The 15693-nt window shown below is 67.6% G+C and carries 15 protein-coding genes and 1 pseudogene; 13 read left to right on the top strand and 3 right to left on the bottom strand.

Annotated features, from left to right (window positions below; all coding sequences use genetic code 11):
- Window positions 1-10: 10 nt before the first annotated feature.
- The 8 genes and pseudogenes from B9D87_RS16135 (at window position 11) to B9D87_RS16100 (ending at window position 8869) form a co-directional block, all read left to right on the top strand.
- A complete protein-coding gene (locus tag B9D87_RS16135) occupies window positions 11-1213 on the top strand; it encodes an MCE family protein (protein ID WP_007772501.1) in 1203 nt (400 codons plus the stop codon).
- Window positions 1213-2265 (top strand): MCE family protein, encoded by a 1053-nt coding sequence (locus B9D87_RS16130; RefSeq protein WP_007772502.1) that lies wholly within the window; start codon window positions 1213-1215, stop codon window positions 2263-2265. The genes B9D87_RS16135 and B9D87_RS16130 overlap by 1 nt, the downstream gene beginning before the upstream one ends.
- Window positions 2255-3319 (top strand): virulence factor Mce family protein, encoded by a 1065-nt coding sequence (locus tag B9D87_RS16125; protein ID WP_040630652.1) that lies wholly within the window; start codon window positions 2255-2257, stop codon window positions 3317-3319. Before B9D87_RS16130 ends, B9D87_RS16125 begins: the two co-directional genes overlap by 11 nt.
- Window positions 3316-4757 (top strand): annotated as a pseudogene (locus tag B9D87_RS16120) (virulence factor Mce family protein). Before B9D87_RS16125 ends, B9D87_RS16120 begins: the two are co-directional and overlap by 4 nt.
- Complete coding sequence (locus tag B9D87_RS16115) at window positions 4754-5908, top strand: MCE family protein (protein ID WP_007772507.1); 1155 nt, start codon at window positions 4754-4756, stop codon at window positions 5906-5908. Before B9D87_RS16120 ends, B9D87_RS16115 begins: the two are co-directional and overlap by 4 nt.
- Before the next feature lie 13 nt (window positions 5909-5921).
- A complete protein-coding gene (locus B9D87_RS16110) occupies window positions 5922-7649 on the top strand; it encodes a virulence factor Mce family protein (RefSeq protein WP_007772508.1) in 1728 nt (575 codons plus the stop codon).
- An 11-nt stretch (window positions 7650-7660) separates the two neighbouring features.
- Window positions 7661-8368 carry an Rv1363c family protein gene (locus tag B9D87_RS16105; protein WP_007772509.1) on the top strand — a complete coding sequence of 236 codons (708 nt, stop codon included), beginning with the start codon at window positions 7661-7663 and terminating at the stop codon, window positions 8366-8368.
- Entirely contained in the window at window positions 8369-8869 is a 501-nt protein-coding gene (locus tag B9D87_RS16100) for an Rv1363c family protein (protein ID WP_007772510.1), read from the top strand.
- Window positions 8870-8884: 15 nt separating this feature from the next.
- Here B9D87_RS16100 and B9D87_RS16095 read toward each other — a convergent pair whose 3' ends face one another.
- The 3 genes from B9D87_RS16095 to B9D87_RS26545 form a co-directional block, all read right to left on the bottom strand.
- A complete protein-coding gene (locus B9D87_RS16095; RefSeq protein ID WP_007772511.1) occupies window positions 8885-9463 on the bottom strand; it encodes a hypothetical protein in 579 nt (192 codons plus the stop codon).
- Between the two features lie 75 nt (window positions 9464-9538).
- Window positions 9539-11020, bottom strand: a complete 1482-nt coding sequence (locus B9D87_RS16090) for an alpha,alpha-trehalose-phosphate synthase (UDP-forming) (protein WP_007772512.1) — start codon at window positions 11018-11020, stop codon at window positions 9539-9541.
- Window positions 11021-11185, bottom strand: coding sequence for a hypothetical protein (locus tag B9D87_RS26545; protein ID WP_007772513.1), 165 nt, complete (start codon window positions 11183-11185; stop codon window positions 11021-11023).
- A gap of 80 nt (window positions 11186-11265) precedes the next feature.
- On the opposite strand from B9D87_RS26545, the gene B9D87_RS16085 reads away from it, so the two are divergent.
- From B9D87_RS16085 to B9D87_RS16065, 5 genes are all read left to right on the top strand, one after another.
- Window positions 11266-12030, top strand: coding sequence for an ABC transporter ATP-binding protein (locus B9D87_RS16085; RefSeq protein ID WP_007772514.1), 765 nt, complete (start codon window positions 11266-11268; stop codon window positions 12028-12030).
- Window positions 12030-12818, top strand: coding sequence for an ABC transporter permease (locus tag B9D87_RS16080; protein ID WP_007772515.1), 789 nt, complete (start codon window positions 12030-12032; stop codon window positions 12816-12818). Before B9D87_RS16085 ends, B9D87_RS16080 begins: the two co-directional genes overlap by 1 nt.
- Window positions 12819-12928: 110 nt before the next feature.
- Window positions 12929-13864 carry an enoyl-CoA hydratase gene (locus B9D87_RS16075; RefSeq protein WP_007772517.1) on the top strand — a complete coding sequence of 312 codons (936 nt, stop codon included), beginning with the start codon at window positions 12929-12931 and terminating at the stop codon, window positions 13862-13864.
- 101 nt (window positions 13865-13965) lie between these two features.
- Complete coding sequence (locus B9D87_RS16070; protein WP_007772518.1) at window positions 13966-14796, top strand: SDR family oxidoreductase; 831 nt, start codon at window positions 13966-13968, stop codon at window positions 14794-14796.
- A 14-nt stretch (window positions 14797-14810) separates the two neighbouring features.
- Window positions 14811-15602, top strand: coding sequence for an SDR family NAD(P)-dependent oxidoreductase (locus B9D87_RS16065; protein ID WP_007772519.1), 792 nt, complete (start codon window positions 14811-14813; stop codon window positions 15600-15602).
- Window positions 15603-15693: the final 91 nt, after the last annotated feature.

The following is a 15693-nucleotide window of genomic DNA, read 5'->3' as shown; positions in this document are numbered from 1 at the left end:
TTACAGGGACATGGCAGAAACAGACACGCGACGCACAACCGTCCGGCTGGCAGCAGCAGTGCTGGCCAGCCTGCTGGTGGCTTTCGCTGTGCTGACTTACCTTTCGTACACGGCGGCCTTCGCGTCGATCGACACGGTCACGGTGTCGGCGCCCCGGGCCGGGCTGGTGATGGAGAAGGGCGCCAAGGTCAAGTACCGGGGCATCCAGATCGGCAAGGTCGAAACCATCGACTTTTCGGGTGACCAGGCGCGGCTGACGCTGGGCATCAACAGCGACGACATGCATTTCATCCCGTCCAACGCGACGGTGCACATCGCGGGTAACACCATCTTCGGTGCCAAGGCGGTGGAATTCATTCCGCCGCAGGCTCCCTCGCCGACCTCGCTGCGCCCGGACGCGCATGTCGCGGCCTCGTCGGTGCAGTTGGAGGTCAACACCTTGTTCCAGTCGTTGATGGACCTGCTGCACAAGATCGACCCCGTCGAGCTCAACGGCACGCTGAGCGCGTTCGCGGAGGGCCTGCGCGGCCACGGCGACGACCTGGGCAACATCCTGACCGGACTGAATACCTTGACGCGCCAGGCGAACCCGAAGCTGCCCGCGCTGCAGGAGGACTTCCGCAAGACCGCGGTGGTGGCGAACGTCTACGCCGACGCCGCGCCGGACCTGACCACCGTGATCGACAACCTGCCGACGATCAACAAGACGGTGGTGGATCAGCAGAAGAACCTCAACGACACGCTGTTGGCCACCATCGGCTTGTCGAACAACGCCTATGACACCCTGGCCCCGGCCGAACAGGACTTCATCGACGCCATCAACCGGTTGCGGGCCCCGCTCAAGGTGGCCGCCGAGTACTCGCCGGAATTCGGCTGCCTGTTCGCCGGAATCGACCGAGGCCTCAAGGAATTCGGGCCGATCCTCGGTGTGAAGAAAGCCGGCCTGTTCACGTCGTCGAGCTTCGTGCTGGGCGCACCGTCGTACACCTATCCGGAATCGTTGCCGATCGTGAACGCCTCCGGCGGCCCGAACTGCCGCGGCTTGCCCGACATCCCGAACAAGCAACACGGCGGGTCGTGGTACCGGGCACCGTTCCTGGTGACCGACAACGCCAACATCCCCTACGAACCGTTCACCGAGCTGCAGTTCGACGCGCCCTCCACGCTGCAGTTCTTGTTCCACGGCGCCTTCGCCGAACGGGACGACTTCTGATGGCCGGCTCGGGAATGCCGTCGCACCGCGAGATGATCACCAAGGTCAGCATCTTCGCGGTGGCCATGCTGTTGGTGTCCGCGGGGCTGGTGGTGGTCTTCGGCGACTTCCGGTTCGGCCCCGAAAGCACTTACCACGCAACGTTTACCGACGTGTCGCGACTGAAGCCCGGCCAGAAGGTTCGTATCGCCGGGGTGCCGGTCGGCGCGGTGTCGGGCATCAAGCTCAACCCCGACAACACCATCGACGTGAAGTTCGGCGTCGACAAGCGCTACACCCTGTACTCGTCCACCCGCGCGGTGATCCGCTATGAAAACCTGGTGGGTGACCGGTTTTTGGAGATCACGTCGGGTCCCGGGGAGCTGCGCAAGCTACCGGCCGGCGCGACGATCAACAGCCAACACACCCAGCCCGCACTGGATCTCGACGCCCTGCTGGGCGGACTGCGACCGGTGCTCAAAGGCCTGGACGCCGACAAGGTCAACACGATCAGCGGCGCGGTCATCCAGTTGCTGCAGGGCCAGGGCGGGGCGCTGTCCGATGTGCTGGCCGACACCAGCGCGTTCTCCTCGGCGCTGGGCCAGCGCGACCAGCTCATCGGCGACGTGATCAACAACCTCAACACGGTGCTGACCACCGTGGACCAACGCAGCGCACAGTTCTCCGCCAGCGTCGATCAGCTGCAACAGCTGATCACCGGGCTGGCCGAGCACAAGGACGACATCGCCGGCGCCATCCCGCCGCTGGCATCGACGACGACGGACCTGACTGAGCTGCTGAAGAATTCGCGCCGCCCGTTGCAGGGCATCCTGGAGAACACCCGCCCGCTGGCCACCGAGATAGACAACCGCAAGGCCGAGGTGAACAACGACGTCGAGCAGCTGGGCGAGGACTACCTGCGGCTGTCCGCCCTCGGCGCCTACGGGTCGTTCTTCAACATCTACTTCTGCTCCGTGACGATCAAGATCAACGGCCCGGCCGGCAGCGACATCCTGCTGCCGCTCGGTGGCCAGGTGGATCCCAGCAAGGGGAGGTGCGCTTTTGCCAAGTAATGCAGGGCGTGAGCGCGATCCACTGCGCACCGGCATCTTCGGCGTGGTGCTGGTGGTGTGTGTCGTGCTCATCGCGTTCGGCTACTCCGGACTACCGTTCTGGCCCCAGGGCAAAATCTACGACGCCTACTTCACCGACGCCGGCGGCATCAATCCCGGCAATGCCGTGTATGTTTCGGGCTTCAAGGTCGGCAAGGTGACCTCGGTGGGTCTGGCCGGCGACAGCGCCAAGATCAGCTTCAGCGTCGATCGCCACGTCGCGGTCGGTGACCAGTCGCTGGCCGCGATCCGCACCGACACCATCCTCGGTGAGCGCTCCATCTCGGTAACCCCGGCCGGCGGTGGCAAGACGACCACCATCCCGCTCAGCCGCACCACGACGCCGTACACGCTCGCCGGTGCGCTCGAGGATCTGGGTCAGAACGCCAACAACCTGGACAAGCCGCAGTTCGAGAAGGCGCTGAACGTGCTGACCGACACGCTGCACGACGCCAACCCGCAGCTGCGCGGGGCGCTGGACGGCGTGACGTCGCTGTCGCGCACCCTGGATCGCCGCGACGAGGCGCTCCAAAGCCTGCTCGCACACGCGAAGTCGGTCACCGGTGTGCTGTCCCAGCGCGCCGGGCAGGTCAACAAACTGGTCGATGACGGCAACGAGTTGTTCGCCGCCCTCGACGAACGGCGCAGCGCCCTGAGCCAGCTGATCTCGGGGATCCAGGACCTGTCCACCCAGATCTCCGGATTCGTCGCAGACAACCGCAAGGAATTCGGTCCCGCGCTGGACAAGCTCAACGACGTGCTGTCCAACCTCAACGAGCGCCGCGACTACATCACCGAGGCCCTCAAGCGGCTACCCACCTACGCCACCGAGCTCGGCGAGGTCGTCGGGTCGGGTCCCGGATTCAACGTCAACGTCTACGGCGTGATCCCGGCGCCGCTGATCGCCACCATGTTCGACTTCTTCTACCAGCCCGGCAAGATGCCTGCCAGCCTCGCCGACTACCTGCGCGGCCTGATTCAGGAGCGCTGGACCATCAGGCCGAAGTCGCCATGACGCAGCGGATCCTGGGCAGCAGGGGGCTGCGCTACGCCACCATCATCGCGCTCGTCGCGGTGCTGGTGGGTGGCGTGTATGTGCTGTCTTCGCAAGCGAACAACCGCAAGATCGTCGGCTATTTCGCCTCCGCCGTCGGCCTGTACCCCGGTGACCAGGTGCGGATCCTCGGTGTCCCGGTCGGCACCATCGACACGATCGAGCCGCGGCCGTCCGACGTCAAGATCACCATGTCGGTCTCCAAGGACGTGAAGGTGCCGAAGGACGCCAAGGCGATCATCATGTCGCCAAACCTGGTGGCGGCCCGGTTCATTCAGCTGACTCCGGCGTACACCAGCGGCCCGGAGATGGCCGACGGCGCCAGCATCGGGCTGGGCCGCACGGCGGTCCCGGTGGAATGGGACGAGGTCAAGGAGTCGCTGACCAAGCTGGCGGTGCAACTCGGACCGACGGCCGGATCGATGCAGGGGCCCTTGGGCGCGGCGATCAACCAGGCCGCCGACACCTTCGACGGCAAGGGCCAGTCGTTCCACAACGCCCTGCGTGAGCTCTCGCAAGCCGCTGGGCGACTGGGGGATTCGCGCGGCGACATCTTCGGCACGGTGAAAAACCTGCAGGTGCTGGTCAACGCGCTGTCGTCCAGCAACGAGCAGATCGTCCAGTTCGCCGGCAACGTCGCCTCGGTGTCTCAGGTGCTCGCCGACAGCTCGCGCCACCTCGACACCACCCTGGGCACGCTCAACAAGGCGCTGTCGGACATCCGGGGATTCCTGCACGAGAACAACTCGACGATCGTCGATACGGTCAACAACCTCAACGACTTCGCGAAGACGCTCAGCGACCAGAGCGACAACATCGAGCAGGTGCTGCACGTCGCGGGCCCGGGTATCGCGAACTTCTACAACATCTACGACCCCGCGCAGGGCACCCTCAACGGTCTGTTGTCGATTCCGGAGTTCGCCAACCCCGTGCAGTTCATCTGCGGTGGCTCCTTCGAAACCGCCGCCGGGCCCAGGGCACCCGACTACTTCAAGCGCGCCGAGCTGTGCCGTGAGCGGCTCGGCCCGGTGCTGCGCCGGCTCACCGTGAACTATCCGCCGCTGATGTTCCACCCGCTCAACACGATCACGGCGTACAAGGGCCAGATCATCTACGACACCCCCGAAACCCAGGCCAAGTCGGCGACCCCGGTGCCGCAGCTGACCTGGATCCCGGCGAAGGGCACCCAGACACCGCCGGCCGCGCAGAACCCGGCGGATCTGCAGGCCCTGCTGGTCCCGACGGCCCCGCAGGCCGCTCCCGGGCCGGGCCAACCGGCACCGGCGGGTGCCGCTCCCGCGCCCGGCCCCGCTCCCGGCAGCGCGTTCGGTCCGCTGCCGGCCCCGCCCCGGGCCAGGCGCCCAGCGGGCCGGCCGCCGACCTGGGTGGTGGCGGATGAACCGAATGTGGTTGCGCGCCGGCGGATTGGCGACCGGCGGCATGCTGCTGGCCGGCTGCCAGTTCAGCGGGCTGAACTCGCTGGCGATGCCCGGCACCGCCGGCCACGGCAGCGGCGCCTACTCGATCACCGTCGAACTGCCCGACGTGGCGACCCTGCCGCAGAACTCCCCGGTCATGGTCGACGACGTCACCGTCGGCAGTGTCGCCGGCATCTCGGCCGAACAACGGTCCGACGGATCCTTCTATGCCGCAGTCAAATTGGCGCTGGACAAAAACGTCGTGCTGCCCGCCAACTCGACCGCGACGGTCGCGCAGACATCGCTGCTCGGTTCGATGCACATCGACCTGGCCCAACCGAAGGACAAGCCGGCCGTCGGCAGGCTGAAGGACGGGTCGAAGATCGCGGAGGCCAACACCGGCCGCTACCCCACCACCGAAGAGGTGCTCTCGGCGCTGGGCGTAGTGGTGAACAAGGGCAATGTCGGTGCCCTGGAAGAGATCACCGACGAGACCTACCGTGCCGTCGCCGGCCGCCAGGACCAGTTCGTCGGCCTCATCCCCAGGCTCGCGGAGCTGACGTCGGGGCTGAACCGCCAGGTCAACGACATCATCGATGCCGTCGACGGACTCAACCGATTCTCGGCGACCCTCGCACACGACAAGGACAACCTGGGCCGGGCGCTGGACACGCTGCCCGAGGCGATTGGTGTGCTCAACAAGAACCGGGGCCACATCGTCGAGGCCTTCGGGGCGCTGCACAAGCTGGCGAATGTCACCTCGAACATCTTGGCAAAGACCAAAGTGGACTTCGCCGCCGACATGAAGGACCTCTACTCGGTCGTCAAGGCGCTCAACGACAACCGGAAAAACCTGGTCACCTCGCTGCAGATCTTGCTGACGTTCCCGTTCCCCAACTACGGAATCAAGCAGGCCGTGCGTGGCGACTACCTCAACGTGTTCACCACCTTCGACCTCACCCTGCGCCGGCTTGGCGAAACGTTCTTCACCACGGCGTATTTCGACCCGAACATGGCCCACATGAACGAGATCCTCAACCCACCCGACTTCTTGACTGGTGAGATGGCCAACCTGTCCGGGCAGGCCGCCGATCCGTTCAAGATTCCGCCCGGCACGGCTTCGGGACACTAGGGGGCGGGCGCAGATGCACGACAGACTGACCAAGATCCAGCTGGCGATCTTCGCGGTGATCACCGTCATCACGCTGACCGTGATGGCGATCTTCTACCTGCGGTTGCCCGCGACGTTCGGTATCGGAACCTACGGCGTGAGCGCCGATTTCGTCGCCGGCGGCGGCCTGTACAAGAACGCCAACGTCACCTACCGCGGCGTGGCCGTCGGCCGCGTGGAGTCGGTGGGCCTGAGCCCCAACGGCGTCATCGCCGACATGCGGCTGAACAGCGGCACCGCCATCCCGTCGAACGTGACCGCGACCGTCAAGAGCGTGTCGGCGGTGGGCGAGCAGTACATCGACCTGGTGCCCCCGAGCTCACCGGCAACGAGCAAGCTGGTGAACGGATCTCGCATCGAGCGGCAGAACACCCGGATCGGCCAGGACGTCGCCGATCTGTTGAAGCGCTCGGAAACCTTGGTCAACAGCCTGGGCGACACCCGGCTGCGCGAGCTGCTGCACGAGACCTTCATCGCGGCCAACGGTTCCGGTCCGGAGATGGCCCGGCTGTACGAGTCGGCCCGGCTGCTGGTGGACGAGGCCAACGCCAACTATCCGCAAGTCTCGCAGTTGATCGATCAGGCCGGGCCGTTCCTGCAGGCCCAGATCCGCGCGGGCGGCGACATCAAGTCGCTGTCCGACGGACTGGCGCGGTTCACCTCCGAGGTGCGTCAGGCCGACCCGCAGCTTCGCGACACGCTGGCGACCGCCCCCGGCGCCACCGACGAGGCCAGCACCGCGTTCTCCGGCATCCGCCCCTCGTTCCCGGCGTTGGCCGCCAGCCTGGCCAACCTGGGCCGGGTCGGCGTGATCTACCACAAGTCGATCGAGCAGCTGCTGGTCGTCCTGCCGGCGCTGTTCGCCGCAATCATCACGATGGCGGGCGGTCCCCCCCTCGACGAAGGCGGAAAGCTGGACTTCAAGCTCGACCTCAACGACCCGCCGCCCTGCGCCGTCGGCTTCCTGCCGCCACCCTTGATGCGCACCCCGGCCGACGAGACGGTGCGCGAGCTGCCGAAGGACATGTACTGCAAGACCGCGCAGAACGATCCGAGCACCGTGCGCGGCGCGCGCAACTATCCGTGCCAGGAATTCCCGGGCAAGCGCGCGCCGACGATCCAGCTGTGTCGCGATCCCAAGGGCTACGTGCCGATCGGCCGCAACCCGTGGCGCGGCCCGCCGGTGCCCTACGACACCCCGATGACCAATGGCTTGAACGTGTTGCCGCCCAACAAGTTTCCGTATATCCCGCCGGGCGCCGAACCCGATCCGGGCACACCGATCGTCGGGCCGCCGCCGCCGGGCGTGGCGCCAGGTCCGGGGCCGTTACCGAACAAGCAGCCGGCCTTCGACCCGCCGCCGCCCAATGACAACGGGCCGCCGCCGCCGTTCACGTCGTGGCAGCCGCCCGGGGTCCCCCCGGTGCCGCCGCAGCTCCCCTACCCGAAGTGGCTGCCGCCGCCGGCACCGCCGTTGGGCATCAACCCGCCGCCGGCGGGTCCGGGGCCGGAGAAGCCGTGGGGTCCGCCGCCCGGCGGGCAGCCGCAGGCCAGCGGGCCCCCGGCCTATGCGACCTACGACGAGAAGACCGGCGCGTTTGTCGATCCGGCCGGTGGCACTGGTATCTTCGCGGCCGGCGCCACCGGTACCTCCGGCGCCGAGAACTGGGTGGACCTCATGCTTGATCCAAGGCCGATGTAATGGACCGCGTAATGGACCCTGCCGTGGCAGACGAACCAAAGACCACGCCGCGGGTTCGTCGACGCGCGTCGCGCGCGGCGGGCCCGGCCAAGCGCGAGCCGGCGCAGGACGTCACGGTGCGGACCGAGGCGCCGGCCGGGTCCAAGCAGCCGTCGAAACCGGTCAAGACGCTCAAGTCCATCAAGCCGCCGCCGCGACGGCAGCCGCACCGCACCCTGGTCGCGTGGATCTCCTTCGCCGCGGCACTGATGGCGGTCGGGGCGCTGGCCGGTGGTGTGGTGGCGCTGCTTGTCCAGCAGCGCCACGCCACCGCGGCGCAGGCACGCGATCAGCGTTTCGTCGACACCGCCACCCAGACCGTGGTCAACATGTTCAGCTACAAGCAGGACAACATCGACGAAAGCGTGAACCGGTTCATCAACGGCACCAGCGGCCCGCTGCGCGGCATGCTCGGCGCCAACAACAACGCCGAGAACCTCAAGGCTCTCTTTCGCTCCACCAACGCGACGTCGGAGGCCGTCATCAACGGCGCCGCGTTGGAAGGCGTTGACGCCGTTACCGATAACGCGTCGGTGCTCGTCTCGGTGCGCGTCACGGTCGCCGACATCGACGGGGTGAACAAGCCGTCCATGCCCTACCGGCTGCGCGTCATCGTGCACGAAGACGACGCAGGCAAGATGAGCGGCTACGACCTGAAATATCCAGACGGGGGCAACTAGATGGGTCGGCTGCGATGGCGGCGCTGGCTGCTGATCGTCGCGGGTTACCTCGTTGCCGTCGCGTTCGTCGGGTTGTCCGCGGTGGCGGGGTGGATGTACTGGGACCGGGTGCAGACCCGCGGCGAGCAGGAAGCGCGCGCGGTGTTGCCCGCCAAGGCCGCCAAGGAGATTCCCGAGGTCTTCGCGTACGACTACCAAACGGTCGAACGGAGCTTGTCGGCGGCGTATCCGCTGTTGACCCCGGACTACCGCGCGGAGTTCCAGAAGAGCGCCAACAACCAGATCATCCCCGAGGCCAAGAAACGCGAAGTAGTCGTGCAGGCCAATGTCGTTGGCGTGGGGGTGATGTCGGCCAAGCGTGAATCGGCGTCGGTGATGGTCTTCATGAACCGCACCGTGACCGACAAGTCACGTCAGCCGCTGTATGACGGCAGCCGGTTGCGGGTCGACTTCAAGAAGGTCGGCAAGCAGTGGCTGATCGCCTACATCACGCCGATCTAGCCTCGCCGTTCGACGTCAGTAGCACATCGCAATGCCGTTGCAGTACAACGGGTAACGCTGCACCGGGCTGGGTGGCGGCCCGATCAGCGACAGCGAGAACGGTTCCTTCTTCATCTCCGGCTGCAGCCCGCACACCGGTCCATGAATGGTGGTGTGGGTGCCGCTCATCGTTTCGTCGCTGAACGCGAAGGTTTCGGTGGACGGCGCGGTGCCGCCGCCAGGACACGACACGCCGTCGTCCTTCGTGACTTGGAAGGTCCACAGCATGCTGGACATCCGGGCGCGGCCGCTGAAATTCTGCAGCTTGTCCGCCGCGCTGATCTTCTCGTCGGTAAAACTCACGACGTTGAGCGCACATTGCATCGCGAACACGATCGGATCGGAGTAGTCGTTCATGTTCCGGGTGCCCGACGGCTGATCACAGATCGCTGTGACGGTCCACGTCACCCCGGACACGCCCGCCTCGTTGAAGGAATAGTTGCCGTCCGCCGGTGGGCCGAGCGCCTTGGCCGGTTCACCGGACTGCAGCGCGATTCCCACCGCGACGGCCGTGAAGATGCCGGCGCCCGCGGCGATGCCGTGACGGAGCTTCATCTGACTCCTCCCTTCACGCTGTTTTGAGTATCACAGCGTCGGGGCGCCAGCACCATGGGGTCGTGCCCGCGCGGGCTAATCGGCGTTACCGGGTCGGGCTTCGGCGAGCGCATCGAGGAACGACCTCGCCCAGCGGTCGACGTCGTGCGCGAGGACCTGGCGGCGCAGCGACCGCATCCGGCGCCGACCGTCTTCGTCCGATTGGTTCAGCGCGGCCTCGATCGTGTCCTTGACGCCCTCGAGGTCGTGCGGATTGACCAGATACGCCTGCCGGAGTTCGGCGGCGGCACCGGTGAATTCGGACAGGACCAGCGCACCGCCGAGATCGCTGCGGCACGCGACATACTCCTTGGCGACCAGGTTCATCCCGTCGCGCAGCGGGGTGACCAGCATGACGTCGGCGGCGACGAAGAACGCGATGAGCTCGTCGCGGGGGACCGGCCGGTGCAGGTAGTGCACCACCGGATGCCCGACTTCGCCGTACTCGCCGTTGATGTGGCCGACCTGGCGCTCGATGTCGTTGCGCAGCTGCTGGTAACTGTCCACCCGTTCCCGGCTGGGCGTCGCCAGCTGGACCAGCACCGTGTCGTCGCGCTTCACCCGGCCCTCGGCAAGCAACTCGGAAAACGCCTTCAGCCGGACGTCGATGCCCTTGGTGTAGTCGAGCCGGTCGACGCCGAGCAGCACCTTGCGGGGGTTGCCCAGCTCGGCCCGGATCTCGCGGGCACGGCGCTTGATGTCGCGGTGCCGGGCCGCCTGGTCCAGCGAGCTGGAGTCGATGGAGATGGGGAACGCCCCCACCCGAACCACCCGGGACTCGAGCTCGACCTCGCCGTACCGCGACCGCACTCCCACCGCACCGCGCGAGGTGTTGGCGCCGATCAGCCGTCGGGCCAGGAACAGGAAGTTCTGTGCTCCGCCGGCCAGGTGGAAGCCAACCAGGTCGGCGCCGAGCAGGCCCTCGACGATCTCGGTCCGCCACGGCATCTGCATGAAGAGCTCGACCGGCGGGAAAGGGATGTGCAGGAAGAAACCGATGGTCAGATCGGGCCGCAACTCGCGCAGCATCGCGGGCACCAACTGCAGCTGGTAGTCCTGCACCCAGACCGTCGCGCCTTTTGCGGCGGCGCGGGAGGTGGCTTCGGCGAAGCGGCGGTTGACCGCAACGTAGCGGTCCCACCATTCGCGGTGGTAGATCGGCTTGACGATGACGTCGTGATACAGCGGCCACAGCGTGGCGTTCGAGAACCCCTCGTAGTACTCGGCGACGTCGTCGGCGCTCAGCCTGACCGGCCGAAGCTCCAGGTCCTCCTGAACGATGGGCTCGTCATCCTGGTCGGTGTTCTCGGCGACAACCCCGGGCCAGCCGACCCACGCCCCGCGCTGGCGACGCAGCAGCGGCTCGAGGGCCGTGACCAGCCCGCCCGGGCTGCGTTTCCACGCGGTGGTGCCGTCGGGAAGGCGCTCCTGATCGACCGGCAGCCGATTGGCGACCACGACGAAGTCGGAATTGCCGAATTTGGCCGCCTTCGCGCCTCGCCCTCCCCCGGGAGACATTTACGCGTCGAGTTTCGCCGGCCCGATACCCAGCATGGACAGAAACACCCGGCACTCGTCGGCGTCGTTGGCGTACGCCGCGACGACCCGCCTGGCCTGGCTCGCAGTGTCGTCAGCCACCGGCTCGACGTCGCCGATTTCGCCAGGATCAGATTTCGTAGGCATGATTTAACTGTAGGCGACGCCCGCGACCGGTCGCAGGCCGTCTCACCAGCTAACGGGCTCCGGCCGCATTTATGGCTGGTTTGCAGGGATTCGCCGCGCCGCTCGCGAAGACGCGATGTACCGCCGCCGCGGTGATGCAGGATGAGCAGGTGGTCGATCAGGACGCCGCTGGCGACGTGGTGTTCGAGTTCGTCGATGTCGTCGTGGAACGGCAGGGAGTGCGGGCTCTGGACGGGCTGACCGCCGCCATTCCGGCTCACGGCGTGACCGCGGTGTTCGGGCCGTCGGGCTCGGGCAAATCGACCCTGCTCCGGCTGTGCAACCGGCTGGAGCTGCCGACGAGCGGACGTACGTCCTTCTACGGGTCGGACATCGCCGGGCTTGACCCGCTGTGGCTGCGCCGTCGGGTGGGCATGTGCTTTCAGCGCCCGACGCCGTTCCCCGGCACGGTCGCCGACAACCTGCGGGTCGCCGATCCCGACGCGTCCGACGCGCGGATGCACGAAACGCTGGCCCGCGTGGCGCTGACCGGATCGTGGTTGGGCCGCGACGTGGCCGCCCTCTCCGGAGGGGAGGCGCAACGCGTGTGCCTGGCCCGCACCCTGATGGCCCAGCCCAAGGTGCTGCTGCTGGACGAACCCACCTCCGCCGTCGACACCGAGGCGGCCGAAGCCATCGAGCGCGCGGTGCGCGAACTGGCCGCCGACGGCACTCCCGCCCTCTGGGTCACCCATAACTCGGCGCAGGTGCAAAGGGCCGCCGACCGGGTCCTGCGCCTTGAATCGGGCCGCAGCCTGGGCCTGGGCCCGGTCGCCTCGACGCCCGGCGACGGCCCGGTGACGTGATGAACGGTCAAGTCGGCTGGGTGGGCCTGGCGACGTCGCTGATCCTGGTGGCGTTCGCGGCCGGGATCTCACTGTGGCGGCGGCTGGGTTTGGAGCGGCAGCTGGCGTGGGCCGCGGCCCGCGCGCTGGTGCAGCTGCTGCTGGTGGGCGGTGCGCTGACGCTGCTGTTCGAGCCGGGCCGGTCGCTGTGGTGGTCGTGGGCGTGGGTCGCCGGAATGGTGGCCTACGCCGGGGACGTCGCGCGGCGCAGGGCGCCGGAGGTGCCGCGCTTTGCGCCGCTGGCCGTGGCCGCCTTCGCCGGCGCGGCGGTGGTGACGCTGGGGGTGATCTTCGGCCTCCGGGTGTTCCCGTTGCAGGGGCGCACGCTGGTGCCGGTCGCCGGGATGATGATCGGCAACTCGATGACCGCCATGGTGCTGGTGGCCCGGCGGTTGGTCGACGAGCTGCGCGACAAACGCGACGAGGTCGAGGCCCGCCTTGCGCTGGGGCAACCGTCGAGGCAGGCCGCGGCGCCGTACCTGCGAATCGCCTTGCGCTCGGCGATCTCTCCGCAGATCGAGACGACCAAGGCCACCGGCCTGGTGTTCCTGCCGGGCGCGATGACCGGCCTCATCCTCGCCGGCGTGCCGCCCTTGCAGGCGGTGCTGGTGCAGGCCGTGGTGATGTTCTTGATCCTGGGTTCGGTCGCGGCCACCACCGTGGTCGTCGCGATGGGCATCGTGCGGCTGGTGTTCACCCGCGACCATCGGCTGCTGCCGCTGGGCCGGCGGCCCGAGACCGCCGGCTGAGAACGCACGGTCGGCGGGCCGCGGCAGCCGATCACCCCAGCGCGGAGCCGGTTACACACTGGCCGTAATCTGTAAACAAGGCCAATTCAACGACGAACGAGGTGGGCGGAATGACAGTCTCCGAGCAAGCCGACGCCGGGGCGGCCGACGCCAACGCCCCGGAACTGGTGGCCTACGAAACCCTCGACGAGGGCCGCATCGCCCGGATCTGGCTGAACCGGCCCGATGCCCACAACGCCCAGAGCCGCGGCCTGCTGGTCCAACTCGACGAGGCGTTCGGCCGGGCCGAGGCCGACGACACGGTTCGCGTGGTGATCCTGGCGGCACGCGGCAGGAACTTCTCCGCCGGCCATGACCTGGGTTCCGAGCAGGCGCTGGCCGAGCGTGCACCGGGGCCGGGCCAGCATCCCAGCTTCCGCTCGCGGGGGGCCACGCTCGAGCCGATCATGGAGAAGCTGTACCACCAGGAGTGGCACTACTTCTTCGAAAACACTTGCCGCTGGCGCGATCTGCGCAAGATCACGATCGCCCAGGTGCAGGGCAACGCGATCTCGGCCGGGTTGATGCTGATCTGGGCCTGCGATCTGATCGTCGCGGCCGACAATGCGAAGTTCAGCGATGTGGTCGCGGTTCGCCTGGGTATGCCAGGCGTCGAATACTACGCCCACCCTTGGGAATTCGGGCCGCGTAAGGCCAAAGAGCTGCTGCTGACCGGGGATTCGATCGATGCGGACGAGGCGCACCGGCTCGGCATGGTCTCGAAAATCTTCCCCGTCGACGAATTAGAGGAAAAGACACTCGAATTCGCGCGACGCATCGCCGAGCGGCCCACGATGGCGTCGCTGCTCATCAAGGATTCGGTCAATGCCGCCTCCGACGCGATGGGTTACACCGAGGCGCTGCGGCACGCCTTCCACGTGCACCTGCTGGGGCATGCCCACTGGGCGGCGTTCAACGAGAACCGGTGGCCGGTCGGTCAGCCTCCGCACGTCGAGGACTGGCGTGACGCGAAGCCGACGAAGCTGGCGCGCCGCGACACGCCGTAGCGCCGCGCGGCGAGGGCCTAACGAGACCGGGGGTAGCGATATTCACCCCGAGGGGACATGCTTCTATAGCTAGAACTTGTTCCAGTTTGAAGGGGCCTCGCGTGCAGCTTTCGTTCGAAGACCGGACCTATCTGATCACCGGCGGCGGCAGCGGGATCGGTAAGGGCGTGGCCGCCGGGCTGGTGGCGGCCGGCGCCTCCGTCATGATCGTCGGCCGCAACGCCGATCGCCTCGCGGCGGCCGTCAAGGAGATCGAAGCCCTCCCCGGCGACGGCTCCATTCGTTACGAGCCCGCCGACATCACCAACGAAGAGGAGGCGGCGCGCGCCGTCGACGCCGTGACGGCCTGGCATGGCCGGCTGCACGGCGTGGTGCACTGCGCGGGCGGATCGGAGACCATCGGACCGATCACCCAGATCGACTCGGAGTTGTGGCGGCGGACCATCGACCTCAACGTCAACGGAACCATGTACGTGCTCAAGCATTCCGCGCGCGAGCTGGTGCGCGGCGGCGGCGGATCGTTCGTCGGCATCTCGTCGATCGCGGCCAGCAACACCCACCGCTGGTTCGGCGCCTACGGCGTCGGCAAGTCGGCGCTGGACCACCTGATGCAGTTGGCCGCAGACGAACTGGGCGCATCGTGGGTGCGGGTCAACAGCATTCGCCCCGGCCTGATCCGCACCGAGCTGGTGGCGCCCATCCTCGATTCGCCCGAGCTGAGCGCCGACTACCGCGCCATCACGCCGCTGCCCCGGCCCGGCGAGGTCGAAGACATCGCGAACGTGGCGATGTTCCTGCTCAGCGACGCGTCCAGCTACGTGACCGGCCAGATCATCAACGTCGACGGCGGGGTGCTGTTGCGTCGCGGGCCGGATTTCTCGGCGATGCTGGAACCCGCCTTCGGCGCCGACGCGCTACGCGGCGTGGTCTGACCCGGGAGAATCAGATGAAAAGGCTTGAGGGCAAACGGATCCTGGTCACCGGCGCGGCGTCGGGAATCGGTCAGGCCACCGCGTTGCGGCTGCTGAGCGAGGGCGCCGGCGTGGTGGCCGCCGACGTCTCCACGGACGGTCTGAGCAACACGCAAGGTTATGCCGACGAGGCGGGCACCGCCGACCGGCTCACCACGATGCCGATGGACGTCGGCGACGAGGGCTCGGTGGTGGACGGCGTGGGCTCGGCCGTCGAGAAGCTGGGCGGGCTGGATTCACTGGTGAACGCCGCGGGCATCCTGCGCGCCTGGCACACCCACGAGACCACCCTCGAGCAGTGGAATCGGATCATCGCCGTCAACCTGACCGGAACCTTCCTGGTGGTTCGGGAAGCGTTGCCGTCACTGCTGGCGAATCCCCGCAGCGCGATCGTGAACTTCAGCTCCACCTCGGCGTCGTTCGCCCATCCGTACATGGCGGCCTACGCGGCGAGCAAGGGCGGCATCCAGGCCTTCACTCATTCGCTGGCGCTGGAATACGCGAAGCAGGGTCTGCGCGCGGCGTGCGTCGCGCCGGGCAGCATCAAGTCCGGAATCACCGATGCCACCGGCGGATACATCCCGAAGGACGCCGACTGGTCGCTGTTTCCCCGGCTGATGCCGATCCTGCCGACCACGACGGAGTCCAGCGGCGCGGGGATGGCCGGACCCGAAGCGGTCGCCGGGGTGATCGCCATGCTGGTCTCCGATGACGGCGCGTGGATCACGGGCACCGAGATCCGGATGGACGGCGGCACGCATGCCTGATGGCGGCGACCCGCTGCGCCCGGCTTCGCCGCGCTGGCGATCGCCGCGTGCCTGATGGCGGCGACCCGCTGCGCCCGGCTTCGCCGCGCTG

The organism is Mycobacterium colombiense CECT 3035 (genome assembly GCF_002105755.1).
GTDB lineage: Bacteria > Actinomycetota > Actinomycetes > Mycobacteriales > Mycobacteriaceae > Mycobacterium > Mycobacterium colombiense.
This window is presented reverse-complemented; position numbering and strand designations above follow the sequence as displayed.

What these genes read in the sequence shown, in the direction of transcription:
- B9D87_RS16115 (WP_007772507.1), top strand. Translation starts at nt 4,754, where the DNA reads ATGAACCGAATGTGGTTGCGCGCCGGCGGATTGGCGACCGGCGGCATG.
- B9D87_RS26545 (WP_007772513.1), bottom strand. Translation starts at nt 11,185, where the DNA reads ATGCCTACGAAATCTGATCCTGGCGAAATCGGCGACGTCGAGCCGGTG.
- B9D87_RS16065 (WP_007772519.1), top strand. Translation starts at nt 14,811, where the DNA reads ATGAAAAGGCTTGAGGGCAAACGGATCCTGGTCACCGGCGCGGCGTCG.
- B9D87_RS16105 (WP_007772509.1), top strand. Translation starts at nt 7,661, where the DNA reads ATGGACCCTGCCGTGGCAGACGAACCAAAGACCACGCCGCGGGTTCGT.
- B9D87_RS16110 (WP_007772508.1), top strand. Translation starts at nt 5,922, where the DNA reads ATGCACGACAGACTGACCAAGATCCAGCTGGCGATCTTCGCGGTGATC.
- B9D87_RS16090 (WP_007772512.1), bottom strand. Translation starts at nt 11,020, where the DNA reads ATGTCTCCCGGGGGAGGGCGAGGCGCGAAGGCGGCCAAATTCGGCAAT.
- B9D87_RS16135 (WP_007772501.1), top strand. Translation starts at nt 11, where the DNA reads ATGGCAGAAACAGACACGCGACGCACAACCGTCCGGCTGGCAGCAGCA.
- B9D87_RS16130 (WP_007772502.1), top strand. Translation starts at nt 1,213, where the DNA reads ATGGCCGGCTCGGGAATGCCGTCGCACCGCGAGATGATCACCAAGGTC.
- B9D87_RS16095 (WP_007772511.1), bottom strand. Translation starts at nt 9,463, where the DNA reads ATGAAGCTCCGTCACGGCATCGCCGCGGGCGCCGGCATCTTCACGGCC.
- B9D87_RS16100 (WP_007772510.1), top strand. Translation starts at nt 8,369, where the DNA reads ATGGGTCGGCTGCGATGGCGGCGCTGGCTGCTGATCGTCGCGGGTTAC.
- B9D87_RS16075 (WP_007772517.1), top strand. Translation starts at nt 12,929, where the DNA reads ATGACAGTCTCCGAGCAAGCCGACGCCGGGGCGGCCGACGCCAACGCC.
- B9D87_RS16080 (WP_007772515.1), top strand. Translation starts at nt 12,030, where the DNA reads ATGAACGGTCAAGTCGGCTGGGTGGGCCTGGCGACGTCGCTGATCCTG.